The organism is Chryseobacterium aurantiacum, from assembly GCF_003020585.1.
Taxonomy (GTDB): Bacteria; Bacteroidota; Bacteroidia; order Flavobacteriales; family Weeksellaceae; genus Chryseobacterium; species Chryseobacterium aurantiacum.
Window position 1 is genome coordinate 771,948 of record NZ_PXUE01000002.1, and the last position, 16,605, is coordinate 788,552.

Annotated in this window: 12 protein-coding genes; 3 read left to right on the forward strand and 9 right to left on the reverse strand. The window is 36.6% G+C overall.

The genetic code is table 11. The features are described 5' to 3' along the window. Positions 1 to 124 precede the first annotated feature (124 nt). The gene (gene metG / locus C7D53_RS09895) at positions 125 to 2,161 is read left to right on the forward strand and encodes a methionine--tRNA ligase (RefSeq protein ID WP_106916278.1); all 2,037 of its coding nucleotides are present in this window, start codon (positions 125 to 127) and stop codon (positions 2,159 to 2,161) included. A gap of 187 nt (positions 2,162 to 2,348) precedes the next feature. On the opposite strand, the gene C7D53_RS09900 is transcribed toward metG, so the two are convergent. The 6 genes from C7D53_RS09900 to C7D53_RS09925 form a co-directional block, all read right to left on the reverse strand. Continuing rightward, the gene (locus C7D53_RS09900; protein WP_106916280.1) at positions 2,349 to 3,053 is read right to left on the reverse strand and encodes a class I SAM-dependent methyltransferase; all 705 of its coding nucleotides are present in this window, start codon (positions 3,051 to 3,053) and stop codon (positions 2,349 to 2,351) included. A 147-nt stretch (positions 3,054 to 3,200) separates the two neighbouring features. Next, positions 3,201 to 5,414 carry a TonB-dependent receptor gene (locus C7D53_RS09905; protein WP_106916282.1) on the reverse strand — a complete coding sequence of 738 codons (2,214 nt, stop codon included), beginning with the start codon at positions 5,412 to 5,414 and terminating at the stop codon, positions 3,201 to 3,203. Between the two features lie 189 nt (positions 5,415 to 5,603). Continuing rightward, positions 5,604 to 7,196 (reverse strand): MFS transporter, encoded by a 1,593-nt coding sequence (locus tag C7D53_RS09910; protein ID WP_106916283.1) that lies wholly within the window; start codon positions 7,194 to 7,196, stop codon positions 5,604 to 5,606. A 306-nt stretch (positions 7,197 to 7,502) separates the two neighbouring features. Beyond that, positions 7,503 to 8,615, reverse strand: coding sequence for an HlyD family secretion protein (locus tag C7D53_RS09915; protein ID WP_106916285.1), 1,113 nt, complete (start codon positions 8,613 to 8,615; stop codon positions 7,503 to 7,505). Positions 8,616 to 8,639: 24 nt separating this feature from the next. Continuing rightward, a complete protein-coding gene (locus tag C7D53_RS09920) occupies positions 8,640 to 9,950 on the reverse strand; it encodes a TolC family protein (RefSeq protein ID WP_106916287.1) in 1,311 nt (436 codons plus the stop codon). A gap of 89 nt (positions 9,951 to 10,039) precedes the next feature. Beyond that, a complete protein-coding gene (locus C7D53_RS09925) occupies positions 10,040 to 10,885 on the reverse strand; it encodes a helix-turn-helix domain-containing protein (protein ID WP_106916289.1) in 846 nt (281 codons plus the stop codon). Between the two features lie 72 nt (positions 10,886 to 10,957). On the opposite strand from C7D53_RS09925, the gene C7D53_RS09930 reads away from it, so the two are divergent. Continuing rightward, a complete protein-coding gene (locus C7D53_RS09930) occupies positions 10,958 to 11,431 on the forward strand; it encodes an Mpo1 family 2-hydroxy fatty acid dioxygenase (protein ID WP_106916291.1) in 474 nt (157 codons plus the stop codon). Here the strand turns inward: C7D53_RS09930 and C7D53_RS09935 are convergent. After that, positions 11,428 to 12,495, reverse strand: coding sequence for a DUF2891 domain-containing protein (locus tag C7D53_RS09935; protein ID WP_106916293.1), 1,068 nt, complete (start codon positions 12,493 to 12,495; stop codon positions 11,428 to 11,430). The two genes, C7D53_RS09930 and C7D53_RS09935, sit on opposite strands and share 4 nt — an antisense overlap. 138 nt (positions 12,496 to 12,633) lie before the next feature. Between C7D53_RS09935 and C7D53_RS09940 the strand changes: the two genes are divergently transcribed. Continuing rightward, the gene (locus tag C7D53_RS09940) at positions 12,634 to 13,503 is read left to right on the forward strand and encodes a DUF4349 domain-containing protein (RefSeq protein WP_106916295.1); all 870 of its coding nucleotides are present in this window, start codon (positions 12,634 to 12,636) and stop codon (positions 13,501 to 13,503) included. A 139-nt stretch (positions 13,504 to 13,642) separates the two neighbouring features. Here C7D53_RS09940 and C7D53_RS09945 read toward each other — a convergent pair whose 3' ends face one another. Both C7D53_RS09945 and C7D53_RS09950 read right to left on the reverse strand, forming a co-directional pair. Next, positions 13,643 to 15,445 (reverse strand): lytic polysaccharide monooxygenase, encoded by a 1,803-nt coding sequence (locus C7D53_RS09945; protein ID WP_106916297.1) that lies wholly within the window; start codon positions 15,443 to 15,445, stop codon positions 13,643 to 13,645. Between the two features lie 453 nt (positions 15,446 to 15,898). Then, positions 15,899 to 16,597, reverse strand: coding sequence for an SAM-dependent methyltransferase (locus C7D53_RS09950; RefSeq protein ID WP_106916299.1), 699 nt, complete (start codon positions 16,595 to 16,597; stop codon positions 15,899 to 15,901). Between the last annotated feature and the right edge of the window lie 8 nt (positions 16,598 to 16,605).

Consider the following 16,605-nt stretch of genomic DNA (forward strand, 5'->3'; position numbering starts at 1 on the left):
TAAACAACCGTTTAACTTAAATTCATAATCAAAGCTAAAAAACAGGAAGATTGGTCATAATAACACCTCAAAGAGCGGTATTCAAGAGATAATCCTTATCTTTGCAGTCAAAACTTTACTATAAATGTCAAACAGAAAGATGATTACGGCAGCTTTGCCTTATGCAAACGGACCGGTTCATATAGGGCATTTGGCAGGTGTCTATATTCCTGCGGATGTTTACGCAAGATTTCAAAGAAGATTAGGAAAAGATGTAGCGTTTATCTGTGGTTCGGATGAACATGGTATTCCTATTACTATAAGAGCCAAAAAAGAAGGAGTTACTCCTCAGGATATTGTTGACAAATATCACGGGATCATTAAAAAATCTTTTTCTGATCTTGGAATTTCATTCGATGAATATTCAAGAACAACTTCCAAGAATCATTATGAGACCAGCCAGGATTTCTTCAAGGTTTTATATGAAAAAGGGAAATTTACTGAAGAAATTTCTGAGCAGTATTTTGATGAACAGGCGGGAGAATTTCTTGCAGACCGATATATCGTAGGAACCTGCCCGAACTGTGGCAACGAGAATGCTTATGGTGATCAGTGCGAGAAATGTGGTTCTACCCTATCTCCGTCAGAGCTGATCAACCCGAAGTCCATGCTAAGCGGAAATGTTCCTATCCTTAAGGAAACCAAAAACTGGTACCTTCCTTTAAATGAATACGAAGACTTCTTAAATGAATGGATCATTGAGGGTCATAAGGACGACTGGAAACCGAATGTTTACGGACAGGTAAAATCTTGGCTGAACGATGGTTTGAAGCCTCGTGCCATGACAAGAGACCTGAACTGGGGAGTTCCGGTTCCTCTTCCAAATGCTGAAGGAAAAGTACTTTATGTTTGGTTTGATGCACCTATCGGATATATTTCCTTTACTAAAGAATGGGCTGAGAAAAACGGAAAAGACTGGAAAGATTACTGGCAAAGTGAAAGCAGTGACCTTGTACATTTCATCGGAAAAGACAATATTGTATTCCACTGTATCATCTTCCCAGCCATGATGAAAGCCCACGGAGACTACATCATGCCGAAAAATGTTCCTGCATTTGAATTCCTGAATCTTGAAAATGACAAAATCTCAACTTCAAGAAACTGGGCAGTTTGGGCGCACGAATATGTGGAAGACTTCCCTGGCCAACAGGATGTTTTAAGATATGCACTTCTTTCATCAGCTCCTGAAACAAAGGATAATAACTTTACATGGAAAGATTTCCAGACGAAGAATAATTCTGAATTGGTAGGAATCTTCGGAAACTTTATCAATAGAGTGGCTGTTCTTGTTCATAAATACTATGATGGAGTTATTCCTCAGGGAGATGTAAACAGTCCGGAATTAAAGGAAATTAATAAAGCTGCAAACGAAATTTCAGGATTCCTAGACAACTATGAGTTCAGAAACGCTTTATCTGCACTAATGAACCTTGCAAGATTTGGAAACCAATACCTTCAGACAGAAGAGCCTTGGAAGACCATTAAGGATAATCCTGAGAAAGCAGCACAATCTTTATTTGTAGGAGCACAAATTGCAGTTGCTTTGGCTCAGTTATGTGAACCGTTCATGCCTTTCAGCTCTGAAAAGTTATTGAATATGTTCAATGTTGAAAAGAAAAGCTGGAATGATGTTGAAACTCAATCTGTTTTAATTGAAACGGGTCACAAAATCAATGAATCATCTCTTCTTTTCTCAAAAATCGAAGATGATGTTATTGAAGCTCAGATTCAAAAGCTTGAAGACACAAAACAAAACAATAAAAAAACAAACCCTAACGCAAACCCAATGAAAGACGAGATCACTTTTGATGATTTTACTAAAATAGATCTTAGAACAGCTACTATTCTGGAAGCTGAAAAAGTAGAAAAAGCAGACAAATTACTAAAACTTACTGTAGATACAGGTGTAGACGTAAGAACTGTGGTTTCAGGAATTGCAGAAAGTTTTACTCCTGAAGAACTTATTGGCAAGCAGGTAATGATTTTATTGAACCTTGCCCCAAGAAAAATCAGAGGAATTGAATCTCAGGGAATGTTGTTATTAACAACTAAACCTGATGGAAAACTATCTTTCGTAACACCAGATGACAGCAATGTTGAAAACGGTATTGAGATCGGATAATCTTTTATGATTTAATATATAATGAGACTGCCTTTGGGTGGTCTCTTTTTTTATCAATTATTTAAAAGGAATATTGTTTTATACATAAAAAGCTGCCCTACAGAGCAGCTTCATCTATTTTTTCTACCCTCATCTGTGTTATCATAACCTTTTTGATTACCATAAACGATCAGGGATTATTTTTAAATTATCTCTTAGTCAGTTTTGCCAGATAGGCATCCTCATCCTTAAGTATTCTTTCTATTGTAAACCCGTTATTTTCAGCGGCGTTCTTCAAAGTATTGAAATCCAGGTAAAGCCATGTAATGGGAGCTTCAGACTCTCCTTTATAATGAACCACATATTCTAGTTCCCCGTAATAACCACCGGCAGGAATATACACTCCTCCATCTTTATCACGATCAAACATATAAAGAATATCTGTGCTATCAATCAAAATCTGGCCATTTTCATTCAATAATGTTCCTAATTTTTGAAGATAAGTATCAATTTTAGAAAGTCCCTCAAAAATTCCGGTACCATTCATCAATAATAAAATGGTATCAAAAGTTTCTCCTGAAAAGTTCAGGATATTTTCACATACAGCCTTTTTAATTCCTCTTAACGAACAAACTTCAATAGATTTCGGGGAGATATCCAATGCCAGAACGTCAAGATTGACCTCATTTTGAAGATATAATGCATGAGAACCTGCTCCGGTTCCAATATCCAACACTTTTCCTTTGGAAAGCTGGAGAGCTTTTTGCTCAATAGCATTCATTTCCTCAAAATCTCTGAATAAATAGTCAACAGGAAGTTCATCCAGTTCAGAAATTGATGTTTCAGTCTGCAGGTCTTCAGGATTTTCATTGTGATAGTAATCCCAGATTGCTCTGCCCATTAAATCTTTCATAGTGGCAAAGATACGGCTTCCACTGCTAAAGTTCAAAGTTTTGGATTTTGAGTTTATTAAATATAAAATCCGGTTCTGATATTAATCGGAACCGGATTTGTAGAAAGTATTGAATTCAGATTAAGGCTTCACCCTAACCTTATTTTTTTAAAATTCAAAGGTATAAGACAGGTTGAATGTTCTTCCTCTTCCTTTGTAGTTGAACAGTTCAGGAATTCCGTAGCTGGAATATAAAACCTGTGAACGCTTGCTCCAGATCGTTTGGTAATCTGTATTGAATACATTCTGAATACCCAGATTGAATTTTCCCCAATTGAATCGGTATCCCATCATAAGGTCTGAAGTATTGTATCCTTCAACGACGTTATTAAGTTCATCTTTTTGCTTGAAGTTTTGCAATGACTGGAATCTGAACGACCAGTTTTTCACATTATACCCGATATAAGTAACCAATTTTGATGGTGAAGCACTGGAAATATCCTGCTTCTGCCACTCACCTTTGTTATCTACCTCAGACTTTATTAAAAGTCCACTTGCTCCGAAATAAACACCATTATTTAAGGAATAAGAGATCTCTGCCTCAATTCCCATGTTTCTTAATTTTAAATCGTTGACAAGAATCTGGAATGTCTTTCTATCCACTGTAACAGTTTTATCCGATGTGCTTAAAAATCCAGCAACCTGCGCTCTTAATCCGCCCTTATTCACACGATATCCCATTTCAAACTGATTCGTCTTGATGGCTTGTAAAGGTTGTTCTTTTACGTTGATACTTGAGATAACATCCCAGTTTCCTCCATTCAATGCGTATTTTCCGATTCCATAGAATTTAGCGGGATCTGCTAAGCTAGCTCCTTGCGAGAATGTTCCCCAAACCTGGTGTTGCTCGTTGATTTTATATAGCAATCCGGCATTGGCCAATGTTACATTATAGGAACTTTCCCCTCCTGGAATGGCAGATGCAGATTTTCCATATCCCATTGCCACCTGTGTTTGCTGCTCAGATCCTACAAAATCATCCATTTTCACATTCATATGCTGATAACGAACTCCGGCATTAAGTTGTAATTTAGGAAGAATGTTATATTTTGCCTGAACATATCCTGCATAGCTTTGTGAATGGTTGGTAGGGTATCTGCCTAATCTGTATTGTGTTTCATTAATCAATCCGCCGCTAGACATTGTTTTAGCAATATTATAAACCGATTGATTTCCTTCAAATCTTTCAAAATCAATGTCGGTTCCATAGGTAACGTTTAATCCTCTCCATGATTTTGATAATAAAGCTTTTATTCCTGAATAGTAGGTATCTTGCTGTGAAGAAGACATATACGCAATTTTGTCCACAGCACTAACGGCTACATTACCCGGAAAAGGGTAAAATCCAAGTTTCTCACCTCGGGTGGCAAATTGAATGTATAAATCCTGCCCGCCAAGAATTCCGTTTCCGTTATAGGTAACTGTTCCCATATAACGTTCTGTTCCTACGTTTTTATCGGATGAAAAGCCATCTCTCATTTCCAGCAAACTTCCTTTTTTTGTAGTGAAAGCGCTCAGGTTTTCTCCCAAATACAAGCTTTTATCTCCATTAAACTTGGAATTGTAATACTGAAGTGAAGCTGTTATTTTGTGTTTATTGTTGAACTGATATCCTCCGGTTGCAAGGATATCGATGGATTGGTTATACTGAAGATCGGTTTGTGTAATATCTGTAAAAAGCTGTTTCTGATCAGCTCCATATACTCCACCATTTTGTTGGTAGGCCACTCCCAATCGCCCGAAGAATTTCTCTCCTTTTCCAGCAATAGATTGTGCAGCACGGAAATCATGGTCATCTTTTCCCATAAAACCTGTACGTACTCCAAGTTCGGTTTCTCCGCTGATTCCTTTTTTGGATGGTGCTTTTGTAATGATATTGATGATACCACCGGTTGCATTTCCTCCATAGATAGAGCTTGCCCCTGAAAGCACCTCGATTCTTTCAATATTAAATGGGTCTATGGCATCCAGCTGGCGGCTGATGGCACGGATACTGTTCAATGAAACCCCGTCTATCATTACCAAGGCTGAACGACCTCTCATATTTTGTCCGTAGTTGGTTCTTCCCTGAGGACCGATATCCATACTTGGAATAAGAATGGATAACATCTCCTTGATGGGAACTCCACTTTTAGCTTGTTCCTGAATTTTTTCTTTTTGTACTACCCAAACTGTCCCTGGAATTTCAGAGATTTTTGTAGGTTTTCTGGATGCCACGATGACAACATCATCAATACCTTTAGAGGCAATAGAGTCTTTCACTGTTTGGGAAAAGAATAATCCCGATGCTAACAGACCTATGAATGCGTACTGCTTTTTCATTCCTTCAAATCAAAGTTTTATAATCCGGCAAAGATAATTCTTATTTAGAAGCAATAAAAATAGCAAAAGATGAAATTTTTCAGTATTTCTATAAAAAATTATGTTAACTATAGCTTGATATCAACTACAAAACGTAAAATCCCGGTCTAATGAAGATCCAGGATTTTACTAGTGAAAAACAAGGTATTTTTACATCGCAGGCCCGGCCGCATCTTTTATTTCTTCTAATAATTTTTTACGTTCACGAAGTCTTCTTCTCGCAATAACAGATTTACCACTAAGCACTCTTACAAATCTGAAGTATTGGAAACGCTTTGCTCCAAAATGGTGGGTTATCACATACAGTAATACTCCGGCCCCTGCCAGAATAATATATCCAAATATTTTTTTACTGGCTATAATAATTGCATTCAGCTGAATGGCTTTCATATTGGCGGCAACATTTTGGGGAGAAACCGTCATACCATCCATATAAACAGCAAGGTCTCCTATGGCGATGACCTGAAAATGATATTGAAACCATGAATATATTGCCGAGAAAATTCCAACCGCCAAAAATGTTCTCCATACCAATACTAATCCTATGGCAGCAAGCATGTCATTCATCTCAAGTTTATCCAGTGTATAAAACCATACTGAAATAAACAGGGAACACATTCCATAACCTTTCAGGAACATGGGCAGGTACCAGTTTTCATAATTGAATTCCAGAACCATGGAAAAGTACATGATAATTGCATATCCCATCATGGCAGAAAATCCTGAAAAGATGTACATTTTCAATGGTTTCTCTTTTTTGAACCAGAAGATTGCAATAATTCCTGCAATAACAATCCCCGGAACCATCAGCATGCTTAACCAAGCATTCGTTAATAGATCATATCCCAAAACTCCTACTGCAAACGTATTCTGGAGTGTAGCGGTCCCTAAAAACATTCCCAACCAGAATAGCATAAACAGCCCATGCAGCACATTATTTCTTGTGAAAATCTTGAATGAAAGATAAGGTCTCTTTAATGTCAACTGACGGATGGTAAGCAGTGCAAAACTTACAAATGCTGCAATACTGGCACTGATAATATTCTTTGAGTTCAGCCAATCCTGTTGTCTTCCGAAAGAATATACATAGGCAGAAAACATAAATGCGGAAATGAAAAGTAGTATACTCAGCCAGTCAATATAATGCAAAGGTACTTTCAGTGCAAAATACTTATCATGCATAAAAATCCAATGTATAAGAGCCAGAATAAAGCATAAAACAGCTGTCAGAATATAAAATTGCTGCCAGTTATAAAGGAGTGCAAATTTAGCTGAATAATAAACAGCCACCTGATTCATTACGAGAACGAATGTATAGAATACTCCATAGAACATTCCTCGGTTTCCTATCATCACCATAAGTGGTAAAAACAGTTCTATGGTCACCATCATTTTCATAAATCCGATAAGCAGGGAACTGAAAACAAAAACCATAGGTTGTAAGGTGGTCGCATTGATGTAGCTTAGTAATCCTAAAAGCACTAATAAGGCAACCATTTTATCTCTCACCTTAAATCTCATTTTCATTCTGAGAACAATAGGCATACAGGCCCCCATGCCGATTGTAGTAGCATAGTTCGCCCACATAAAATATTCCGTCATTGCGCCGGTACCACTTACCAGATAACTGATATTTCCCGTATACACACCACCCAAAGGCATTACCACTGCAAGCAGTAATACAATCAGCAGAAGCTGTACGGGCTTTGGTACCCAATCGCTATATAATCCTTTGTTGTACATGTTTTTTTAGATAATAGATTAGAGATAACAGATCTCAGATAACAGACTTTACATCATCATTTTTATAATCAACCTCTTACATTAAGTCTGAAATCTGATGTCTGAGAAATAGATTAAAAATTACAGATCTCAGATAACAGACTCTACATCATCATTTTTATAATCAATCTCTTACATTAAGTCTGATGTCTGAGAAATAGATTAGAAATTACAGATCTCAGATAACAGACTCTACATCATCACTTTTATAATCAATCTCTTACATTAAGTCTGAAATCTGATGTCTGAAATCTAGTATCTTTTGACTTAGTTAATATTCACATTCATGTTCATCCCGGCACTCAGTTTCTCCAGATTTTCCTTTTTATTGGAAGCTGTAAACTCAATTCTTACAGGAATTCTTTGCTGTACCTTAATGAAGTTTCCTGTTGAATTATCCGTTGGTACGCTTGAATATCTTGATCCTGTTGCCGCAGAAACAGCAGTAACAACACCCTCAAATTTCTGTCCTCCTAAAGCATCCGCTGTCATTGTTATTTTTTCGCCCACTTTAATATGAGGCATCTGGCTTTCCAAGAAGTTAGCAGTTACCCATTTTTGACCATTTAGAACAATAGTAGCTACTTGTTGTCCAGGTTGAATCAATTGTCCCTCAGAAATGGTTCTCCTACCCATTATCCCATCGTAAGGAGCGGTAATAACAGTATAAGAAAGATTAATTTTTGCCATATCCAAGGCAGATTTTGTTCTGTTAATCTCAGCATCATTAATTCCTAATCTACTTTTTACTTCTGTAGTGGAAAGATTAGCTGACTGCTTTTGATTCACTAATGTTTCATAAGCAGCTTTCTGAGCATCATATTCTGTTTTTACCTGATCATATTGCTGTCTCGTCACCGCTTCTGCAGTTAAAAGATTCTTATAACGGTTTAAGTTTTGTTCAGCATTCCAAAGTCTTGCTTTTGCTCCTGCAATATTAGACTGCATCACATTGATATTATTGGAAACCGTATTCACAGAAGAACTTGTTGCAGACTTTTGAGCGATTGCGTTCTGATAAGCCGCTTCAGCCTGTCCCAATTGTGTTAAAATCTCACGATTATCAAGAATAACCAAGGTATCCCCTTTTTTCACTCTTTGGTGCTCTATGAATTTTATGTCTTTAATATAAGCAGAAACCCTTGTATTGATAGGATTGATAAACTCCTCTACCTGTGCTGCTTCTGTATATGTTTTATTTCCGATGTGGAAGTATTCGCGTATTAACCAAAACAATCCAAAGCCAATAACCAGAAAAACGATAATATTAGAAATGATTGCTCTGATTTTGTTGGTCTTGTTTTGCTTCTTCTTACCATCTCCGCTTGGTCTTGCCGGAGTTGGAGTTGTATCTTGAGTTGTTTGTTCCTTGTTTTCCATTGTGTTGATTTTCAGTTTTAAAAATTAAAGAGTTCCTGTAGATTTCAAAAGGTTATAGTATTGATACAAAACATTGATCTCTGCATTGGCGTAATCCAGCTCTGACTGCAGCTTCTGGTTTTGGGCATCAATCATTTCCGCCTGTACAGCCAGTTGATTCAGATATTTCGCTTCGGTAATCTTGTAGTTTTCCTCCGCCAGTCTTTTAGAATCATTCAGAATATCTGCCTGCTGAATAGCTTCCTGATATTTCGTATAGGCTGCATTCACTCCCATATCTACATTTTGCTGTACCAGAGTCATGGCATCACTTGCCTGATTCTTTTGCAGTTCTCCCAGTTTTACTTTTTCCTTTGTTTTATACAGATTATCTATATTATAACTAAGAGATACACCCGTCTGCCATCCTCCTGAATACATATCCAGAACAGGATTCCTTGTAGTAATCGGTCTTTGTAAGGTATATCCACCAAATCCCGCTATAGTAGGCATATTATCTGTTCTTATAATTTCAATGTTCTTATCGGCAACATCTATGTTCTTTTGGGCAGATTTAAGAATTGGATTGCTGTCATGGGCAAGGCTCACATAATAATCCATTCCTATTCCTGCTTCTTTATTTTCTAAATTTTCAGTTGGAACAATTTCCGTATCAGAAGATAAACCTAAGGCAATATTTAAATTATAATTAAGGATTTTTTTATTGTTTGAAAGGGTCAGAATACCCTGATCCAGATTTTTAAGTGCCAGTTCACCACGAATGACTTCATTTCTGGTCACCATTCCCTGTTGATAGAACTTCTGGATATTCTTAAGACGTTCCTGAGCCAACTTTTTGTTATTCTGAAAAACCTCTTCCTGATTGATGATCTTGTATATATCCAGATAATTGGAAATCACTAAAAATTTTACATCCTGTTTGTTCTTCTCCAGATCCAACTCAGAAAGCTGTTCACGAAGTCCGGCCATTTCAATAGATTTATTCACCAATCCTCCCTTAAAGATCAGTTGTGTTGCCTGTACGGCATAAGAACTTCCATAATGCGGCATCGGAACCCTTGTAGAATTTGAAAAATCTTTATCAATAGCTACTGCATCACCTAAATAGAATTGGCTTGTAGAAGCCGTGATAGTAGGCAGTTTCTGAAGTTTAGCAACATTCGTACTCTGTTTTGCAATGTCTATGTTCTGCGCAGAGACCTTGAGCTGCTGATGGTTTTGAACAGCAAGTTCCGCCACCTCACCTGCGGTCATCTGTTTCATCTGTTGTGAAAAAAACAGCGCAGGAAAAGCTGCTATCAGAACTGATAGTGCTGTTTTTATTTGCTTTGTCATTTTACCTTGTTTTACAGATGCAAAGTTAGGTGAACAACAAAATCAATCAAATGCTTGATTTTTGGAAAAAGATGTTCAAATGTAATATTTTAATTTTCGAACTGATTTCTGTACTGTCTGGGACTCACTTCCAGATGTTTCTTAAAGAAATGTGAAAAAGAGTACTGATCACTGAATCCTAAAGTAGAAGAAATCTCTGAAACCGACTTGTTGGAAGAGTTTAAAAGCACTTTTGCTTCATTTATGACAATTAAGGCAATAATATGGCTTGCCGACTTCCCCGTAATAGACTTTACGACTGATGAAAGATGTCTGGTTGTAATCGATTGCCGCTCCGCATAGAACTCCACCGTTCTTTCTGTAAGGTGATATTCGGAAAGATCAGTAAGAAATACAAAGACAATCTCTTCCTGTCTGGACATCTGATTCATCGAATTATTGTCCTCTTTAGAAATAATCCCCGCCATCTGATAGCAGAAAACAGAAAAAAGGTGTTCTACCATTTCTCTTTTGTACAGCATCTCAGTTTCAGAATCAAGAATATACTTCAGAAAATTGACACTCTTCCAGACCACTTCCATTTCCTCTTCAGGAAAGGGAACTCCTTTATTCATCTGCTGTCTGAAATAACGGTAAGTAATTAATCTATTAAATTTTAAGGATAAAGCTGAGATAAATTCCCTTTTATAGGAAACCATCCGCGACTGGAAATCGTCTGTTACAGATACCACTTCATAGATCGTCTGAGGATCGGTTACCATAAACATATTCGCAGAAACCTCAAGATCGCTAAAGTGCTGACGCAATTTTATGGTGCCGGATTTGATAAAAATAAATGCAGGATTTTCGGGACGGAAAGGCTTATCGACAGCAATTCTCTCGAAAATATTACGTTGCGTAAAAATCTCTACTCCGAATTTTTCTAAGGCAGACATATCACAAATGTAAGCAATCTTACCATCGATTACAAAATTTTATTATTTTAGCATTTATCCAATTCCTTCATTATGAGAAAGGTTGATTTATTATTTGTAGAATATAGTAAAAGCCATAGAAACCCCACCAATAAGTTCATTCACTGGATTTGTGTTCCTTTGATTTTCTGCACCATTCTTGGTTTTATTTCTCTTATCCCAGCACCTCATTTCTGTCTCTCCTACTTTGGATGCATCAGTATTGTGAGTTTAATTGCCATTATCCTGATCAGTCTTTTTTATATTAGACTTTCTCTGTTAATTGCTATCGTGATGGCTGTGATCATGCTTTTGATGGAGCATTTCATCTATCTTACCAATATTCATCTTGGTCAACAATCCTGGATCGCTTATCTCAGTGTTTTTATACTGACCTGGATTTTCCAGTTCATAGGACATAAAATTGAAGGAAAGAAGCCGTCATTTCTTAAAGATCTTCAATTCCTTTTAATTGGTCCCATATGGATTTTGGGTTATATTCTCAAAAAAATAGGAATCAGATATTAATCTTCCAGAGCATACACAGCAAAGCTTGCCAACCAGTGGTCTCCGCCGTAGTTCCCTTGAAACAATAGAGGAAGCCCGTTTGCTAAAAAAATATCTGCTGTTTTCTGAAAGTCTTTTTTCAATGGATGATTAGCAGGAAGTGCTTTTGCTATTCTTTTCATACACCATGCCTTTGAAAATGATAACCCTACTAGATGAACAGTCTGATAATCGCTTAAATCATTTACTACAGGTATCTGTTCTATATTTTCCAGGCTCCTTTTTTCATAGAAATTATTCAGCCATAATACAAATTCTTTTTGAGGAAGAACTCTTCGCATGAGATCTGCAATTTCAAGGCTTGGCGAAAAGAAATCTGACCCGTCGGGTTCCAGATATGCCGGTGTCTTCTGATCTTTCAGGAAAAAATACCTGGCTTTTTCCATTAGCTGGTTTTCAAACTCCTTATCTTTATTTGCTCTTGCCCAATCAATTGCAAATCCCATTGCAAAGGCTGTATTGGGATGAACACCGGTTCGGTTTGGATAGGTTTGTTTAGGAAGATAGGTTCTCCATGATTTCAGAATTTGATCTGTTAGTGGCTTCAAATTTTGATGCCATATTTTAGCTTTCGGGTGATCCCAATGGATAAGTTCTTCATCCAGTTTTAATATCCATGCCCACCCATAGGTTCTTTCAAATGTAGCCGTCAGTTGATATTTCGTGAAATAATCTGCTTCCGTTTGAAGCTTTTCTTTTTGAAAAGACTCATCCAAAATTTTTTCAATATCCTTCGCATTGGGTAAATTGGGTTTTGTCTTCAAAAGTCTCGCCAGCATCCAATGTCCATGAACAGAGCTATGCCAATCAAAACAACCATAAAAACTCGGATGAAGATCTTTAGGTGTTAAAGGAACTTCTCCTGCATTATTGATGATATGCGCTGTTTTATTGGGATATTCCTGATTGATACAATGAAGTGGTTTATCTGCCAATTTTAGGGCTATTTCGTCCGTAAGCTTCGGAATTTCCTGGGCATACATCAGAAATGGTGAAAACACAAATATTAAAAGACTTTTTCTCATGTATTAAAAATAGAAAATAATGTAGGCCCTTTCCAACTTTTATTGAAATTAAAGCATCTTTTATCATATAAACCGAAATGCTTTTAAAGTTTTAACACTTCCAAGCATGCTTTTTGATAACATTCATAAAAACTGTTCATGAAAAATCTATTTTTGTTATTATTCTGCCTTTTTTTGAGCAATTGCAGTAAATCCGGTTCAAATAAACATTCTGTAAATACAGAAATAGCTCAATCTAAAAATGAGGCCCCGATGGCTGCTTTGGAAGTTGCTTCTGCCCCAATACCACCACCAATGGAGACTCCCGCTATGGAGCCTACATCTCCAAAAAAAACAGACACTATCTCCAGAAAGATTATTAAAAATGGAGACATGCAAATTCAGGTTGGAGATATTAAAAAAGCCCAAATACAGGTTAATAACATCTTGAAAAACAATAAAGCCTATATCCAAAATGAAGAATTTAAAAATACAGATGCGGATGAAAATCTGGATCTTACTATTCGGGTTCCCCACAAAAACTTTGATGCGCTTGTTAACTCCTTTTCCGATGGTTTAGGTTCTATCTTATCAAAAAATATATCCTCCGATGACGTTACAGAAGAGTACACGGATGTTTCCATCAAATTGGCTAACAAGAAAATCTATCTTGAAAAGTATCGTGATATGCTTAGAAATGCCGCTACTACAAAAGATATGCTTGAGATTCAGGAAAACATCAGGGAGCTTGAGGATGAAATTGATATCTCTGAGGGCAGACTCCGATTTATTGATGACCGAGTGAATTACAGCACTTTAAATTTGAATCTGTATAAAGAAAAAGTGAGAAGTTCAGCTACTTCAAAGATTGGTTTCGGAAGCCGTTTTGTGGATTCTTTAACTGAGGGCTGGAACAGTTTTGTAGGCTTTTTGCTGGGAATGGTTTCATTATGGCCTTTCTTTTTCCTTATTCCAATCATGATCGTTCTTTGGAGAAAATGGAGATCAAAGAAAAAAGATAAAAATTGATCTATTAAAAATCAATAACAATGCAATAATCCTATTAACAGCTATTAGATATTTTTCAAAAAAAGAGAATTTAAAAATAGCTAAAACAATAAAAAGCCACCTTATCATAAAGGTGGCTTTTATTTTCTATATTCTTTTATTATTTTCTAATGGTTTTGGTGATACTGCTGCCATCTTTATAAAGGATTTTCACAAAATAGATTCCCGACTGAAGACGGTGGATATCCATATTGTTCTTTCCTGGATTCATAAAAGTCATTAACTGAAGTCCGTGAGGAGCAATAATATCTACTCTACTTATTTTACCATAGTAGTTTTCAGGTACAAAATTGATCATATGCCCGGATATGATCACTGAAAGATCATTCTCATTATTTGAAAGAGCTTGTGTTTTACAGCTCTGGCTCTCATTACAGTCGCTTACAATTTTCCAAACAGGATTACTTGCTGGTGCTTCTCCCGGATTAGCATACCATTTGTTTTCCCAGATTTTGCAAGCATGGAATACTTTTGTTCCTGCTGTTGGATAAGTTTTTGTCGGGTTATATTCTTGTGCTCCACAATAGATCACCGGACCGCTTGATTCACAACCAGGTCCTTCTGTACATGCACTTACTTCTTCCCATACCATATTGGTTCCCGGCATTTCTCCCGGATTCGCATACCATTTATTTTTCCAGATTTTACAAGAATAAAAGACTTTTACTCCAGCTGTAGGATATGCATTGACAGCATTATACTGCTCTGCTCCGCAATAGGATTGACCATTCCCTGATGTAACTTTCTTCGTTCTGGCTTTTAGTTCATTACTCATATCAGAGAGCTGATTGTTCATGGCAACAGATTTAACTGTATAAAGATATTCTGTGTCCTGCGCCAAACCTGCTCGTAAAAAGCTTGTTTGCATCGTTTCTCCTACCTTGATCCCATTTTCAAAAATCTGGTAATTTTTAATTCCCTGGGAGTGGGTAGAAGCCATCCACATGAGTGAAACTGAGTTTTCAGTAACTGCCATTGAATGGAGGTTGGATGGTGCTGTAGGTTTTTCAAGTGTCCCTTCAGTGTTTGTTTTCACATTGAGTGGTGTACTTTTTCCTGAAGTAAGTCCGGAAGAACCTTTCGCCTGTACTTCATAAGTATAAACCGTATTAGCAGATAAACCAGTATCTTCAAATGACGCCCCGCTTACCTGCTGAATATTTTGTCCATTGCGGAAAACATTGTAAGATACAGCATCTGACTGCGGATTCCAGCTTATTTTAGCAGAAGAACTGGTTACTCCAACCTGTGTTAATCCTGTAGGAGTAGCAGGTGCAGAAACCCCTGTTCCAGACGTTACATTAACATCAATTACATTATAAAATGCATTGGTAGTATCTGCTACATCCCAAACTGCTAAAATTATATGATACCCTGTACGGTTAGCAGGAACAGTAATCTGATGAGAAACATTATCTTGTGGTGGTGTCCCATTATGTGAAACTGTACCAATGAGTTCAAGGTCCTGACGAGAAAGAGGTTGATTAGGGTTCCAACCTTCCTTTGTCATATAATAATGCCATTTAGCAGTTGCGTGATAAGCCAGATATTTCCAGATAAAAGCATTCACACCGGTTGTGATATTGGTTTTCTTCCATCGATTAGCATTTTGGATATCCAGCGTAGTATCTCCACCTATACTTCCATTAGCAGAGGCAATCTTTCCATCTGCCGGACCCAAAGCAGGGAAGCCTTTTGGTGCTTCCAAAGATCCGGGTTCATTAATAATGGATCCATAGATGCTAAATGCTGTAGAATAACCGAGTGTAGCCTTATCCAGACTTCCCTGATATCCTCGTGAGGCAGGACTCATTACATATCCGTGTGCAGACAAATGAATTAAAGAAGGCACCAGTATAGCCAAGATCAGCAATACCGGAAAAAAAATTTTGCGTGTCATCATATTTAAATTTTTGGTGTTGATTTTATCAGATCAATTGTACATACAACTGAATTTTTAAACTATTGTATTTCAAATAATTAAATAAATACAAATTATAAAATATTTAATAAAAATTCAATTAAACAATATATATATATGTTAATATTTTAATTTAAAACACACAATAACAATTCATAACATATTATTGTTAACATATATATATCGTCATTTAAAACATAAATATATAAAAATTAAATAAATTAATCACCTAATATTGAAATAAAATTACTGCAAATCACTGCTAAACAGAATGAAGATAGAAAATGAAAGCATAAGCCCTATTAGTTCTATGATTTTTAAGGAATTAAAGATTTTTTTTAAAACAAAAAAAAGGCTGGGAGAATTAATCATTCTCTCAGCCTTTATATCTTAAAGACTTTTATCTCCAAAGTTTATAATCTAATGAAGTAAAACTTATTTCCCAAGTACAAATACAGCTGGAACTTTATGCAACTCTGGCTTTTGTTTTTGCCAGTCTTTTATGGTTTTGGTACTGATAAACTCATGTTCCGGATCATTGATATTGGCAGCGATACAAAGCTTTGTATTAGGGGATAAAAACTTTGTAAGGTCTTCAAAAAGCGCATTATTTCGATAAGGGGTTTCCATAAAAATCTGTGAATAACCGGTTTTCTGAACCATTCCTTCAAGGTGTTGAATTTGTTTCTTTTTTTCTCCTTTATCAATCGGAAGATAACCATGAAATGTAAATTCCTGACCATTGAAGCCACTGGAAATCAATGCTAAGATAATGGATGATGGTCCTGAAATAGGAATCACCCTAATATTCTTTTCATGACACCATTTTACAATCAAATTCCCCGGATCTGCAATACATGGCAATCCTGCCTCAGACAGCAACCCGAAGTCCTGTCCTTTCATCATCAGCTCCTGAGCTTCTTTAATATCGGCATTCTCAGTATACTTATCCAATAGAAATAGTTTCAGATCTGACTGTTTTTTTTCCGGAGCAAAAAATTTAACCACTTTTCTGGCCGTTTTTTCATTTTCTACAAAGAAGTAATCAGTTTGCATGATATAATCCTTTATAACAGGTGAAAAATGAGTGATTGAAGTATTTTCAGACAGGTAAGCTGGAAGTAAAAAAAGCATAGGAATTG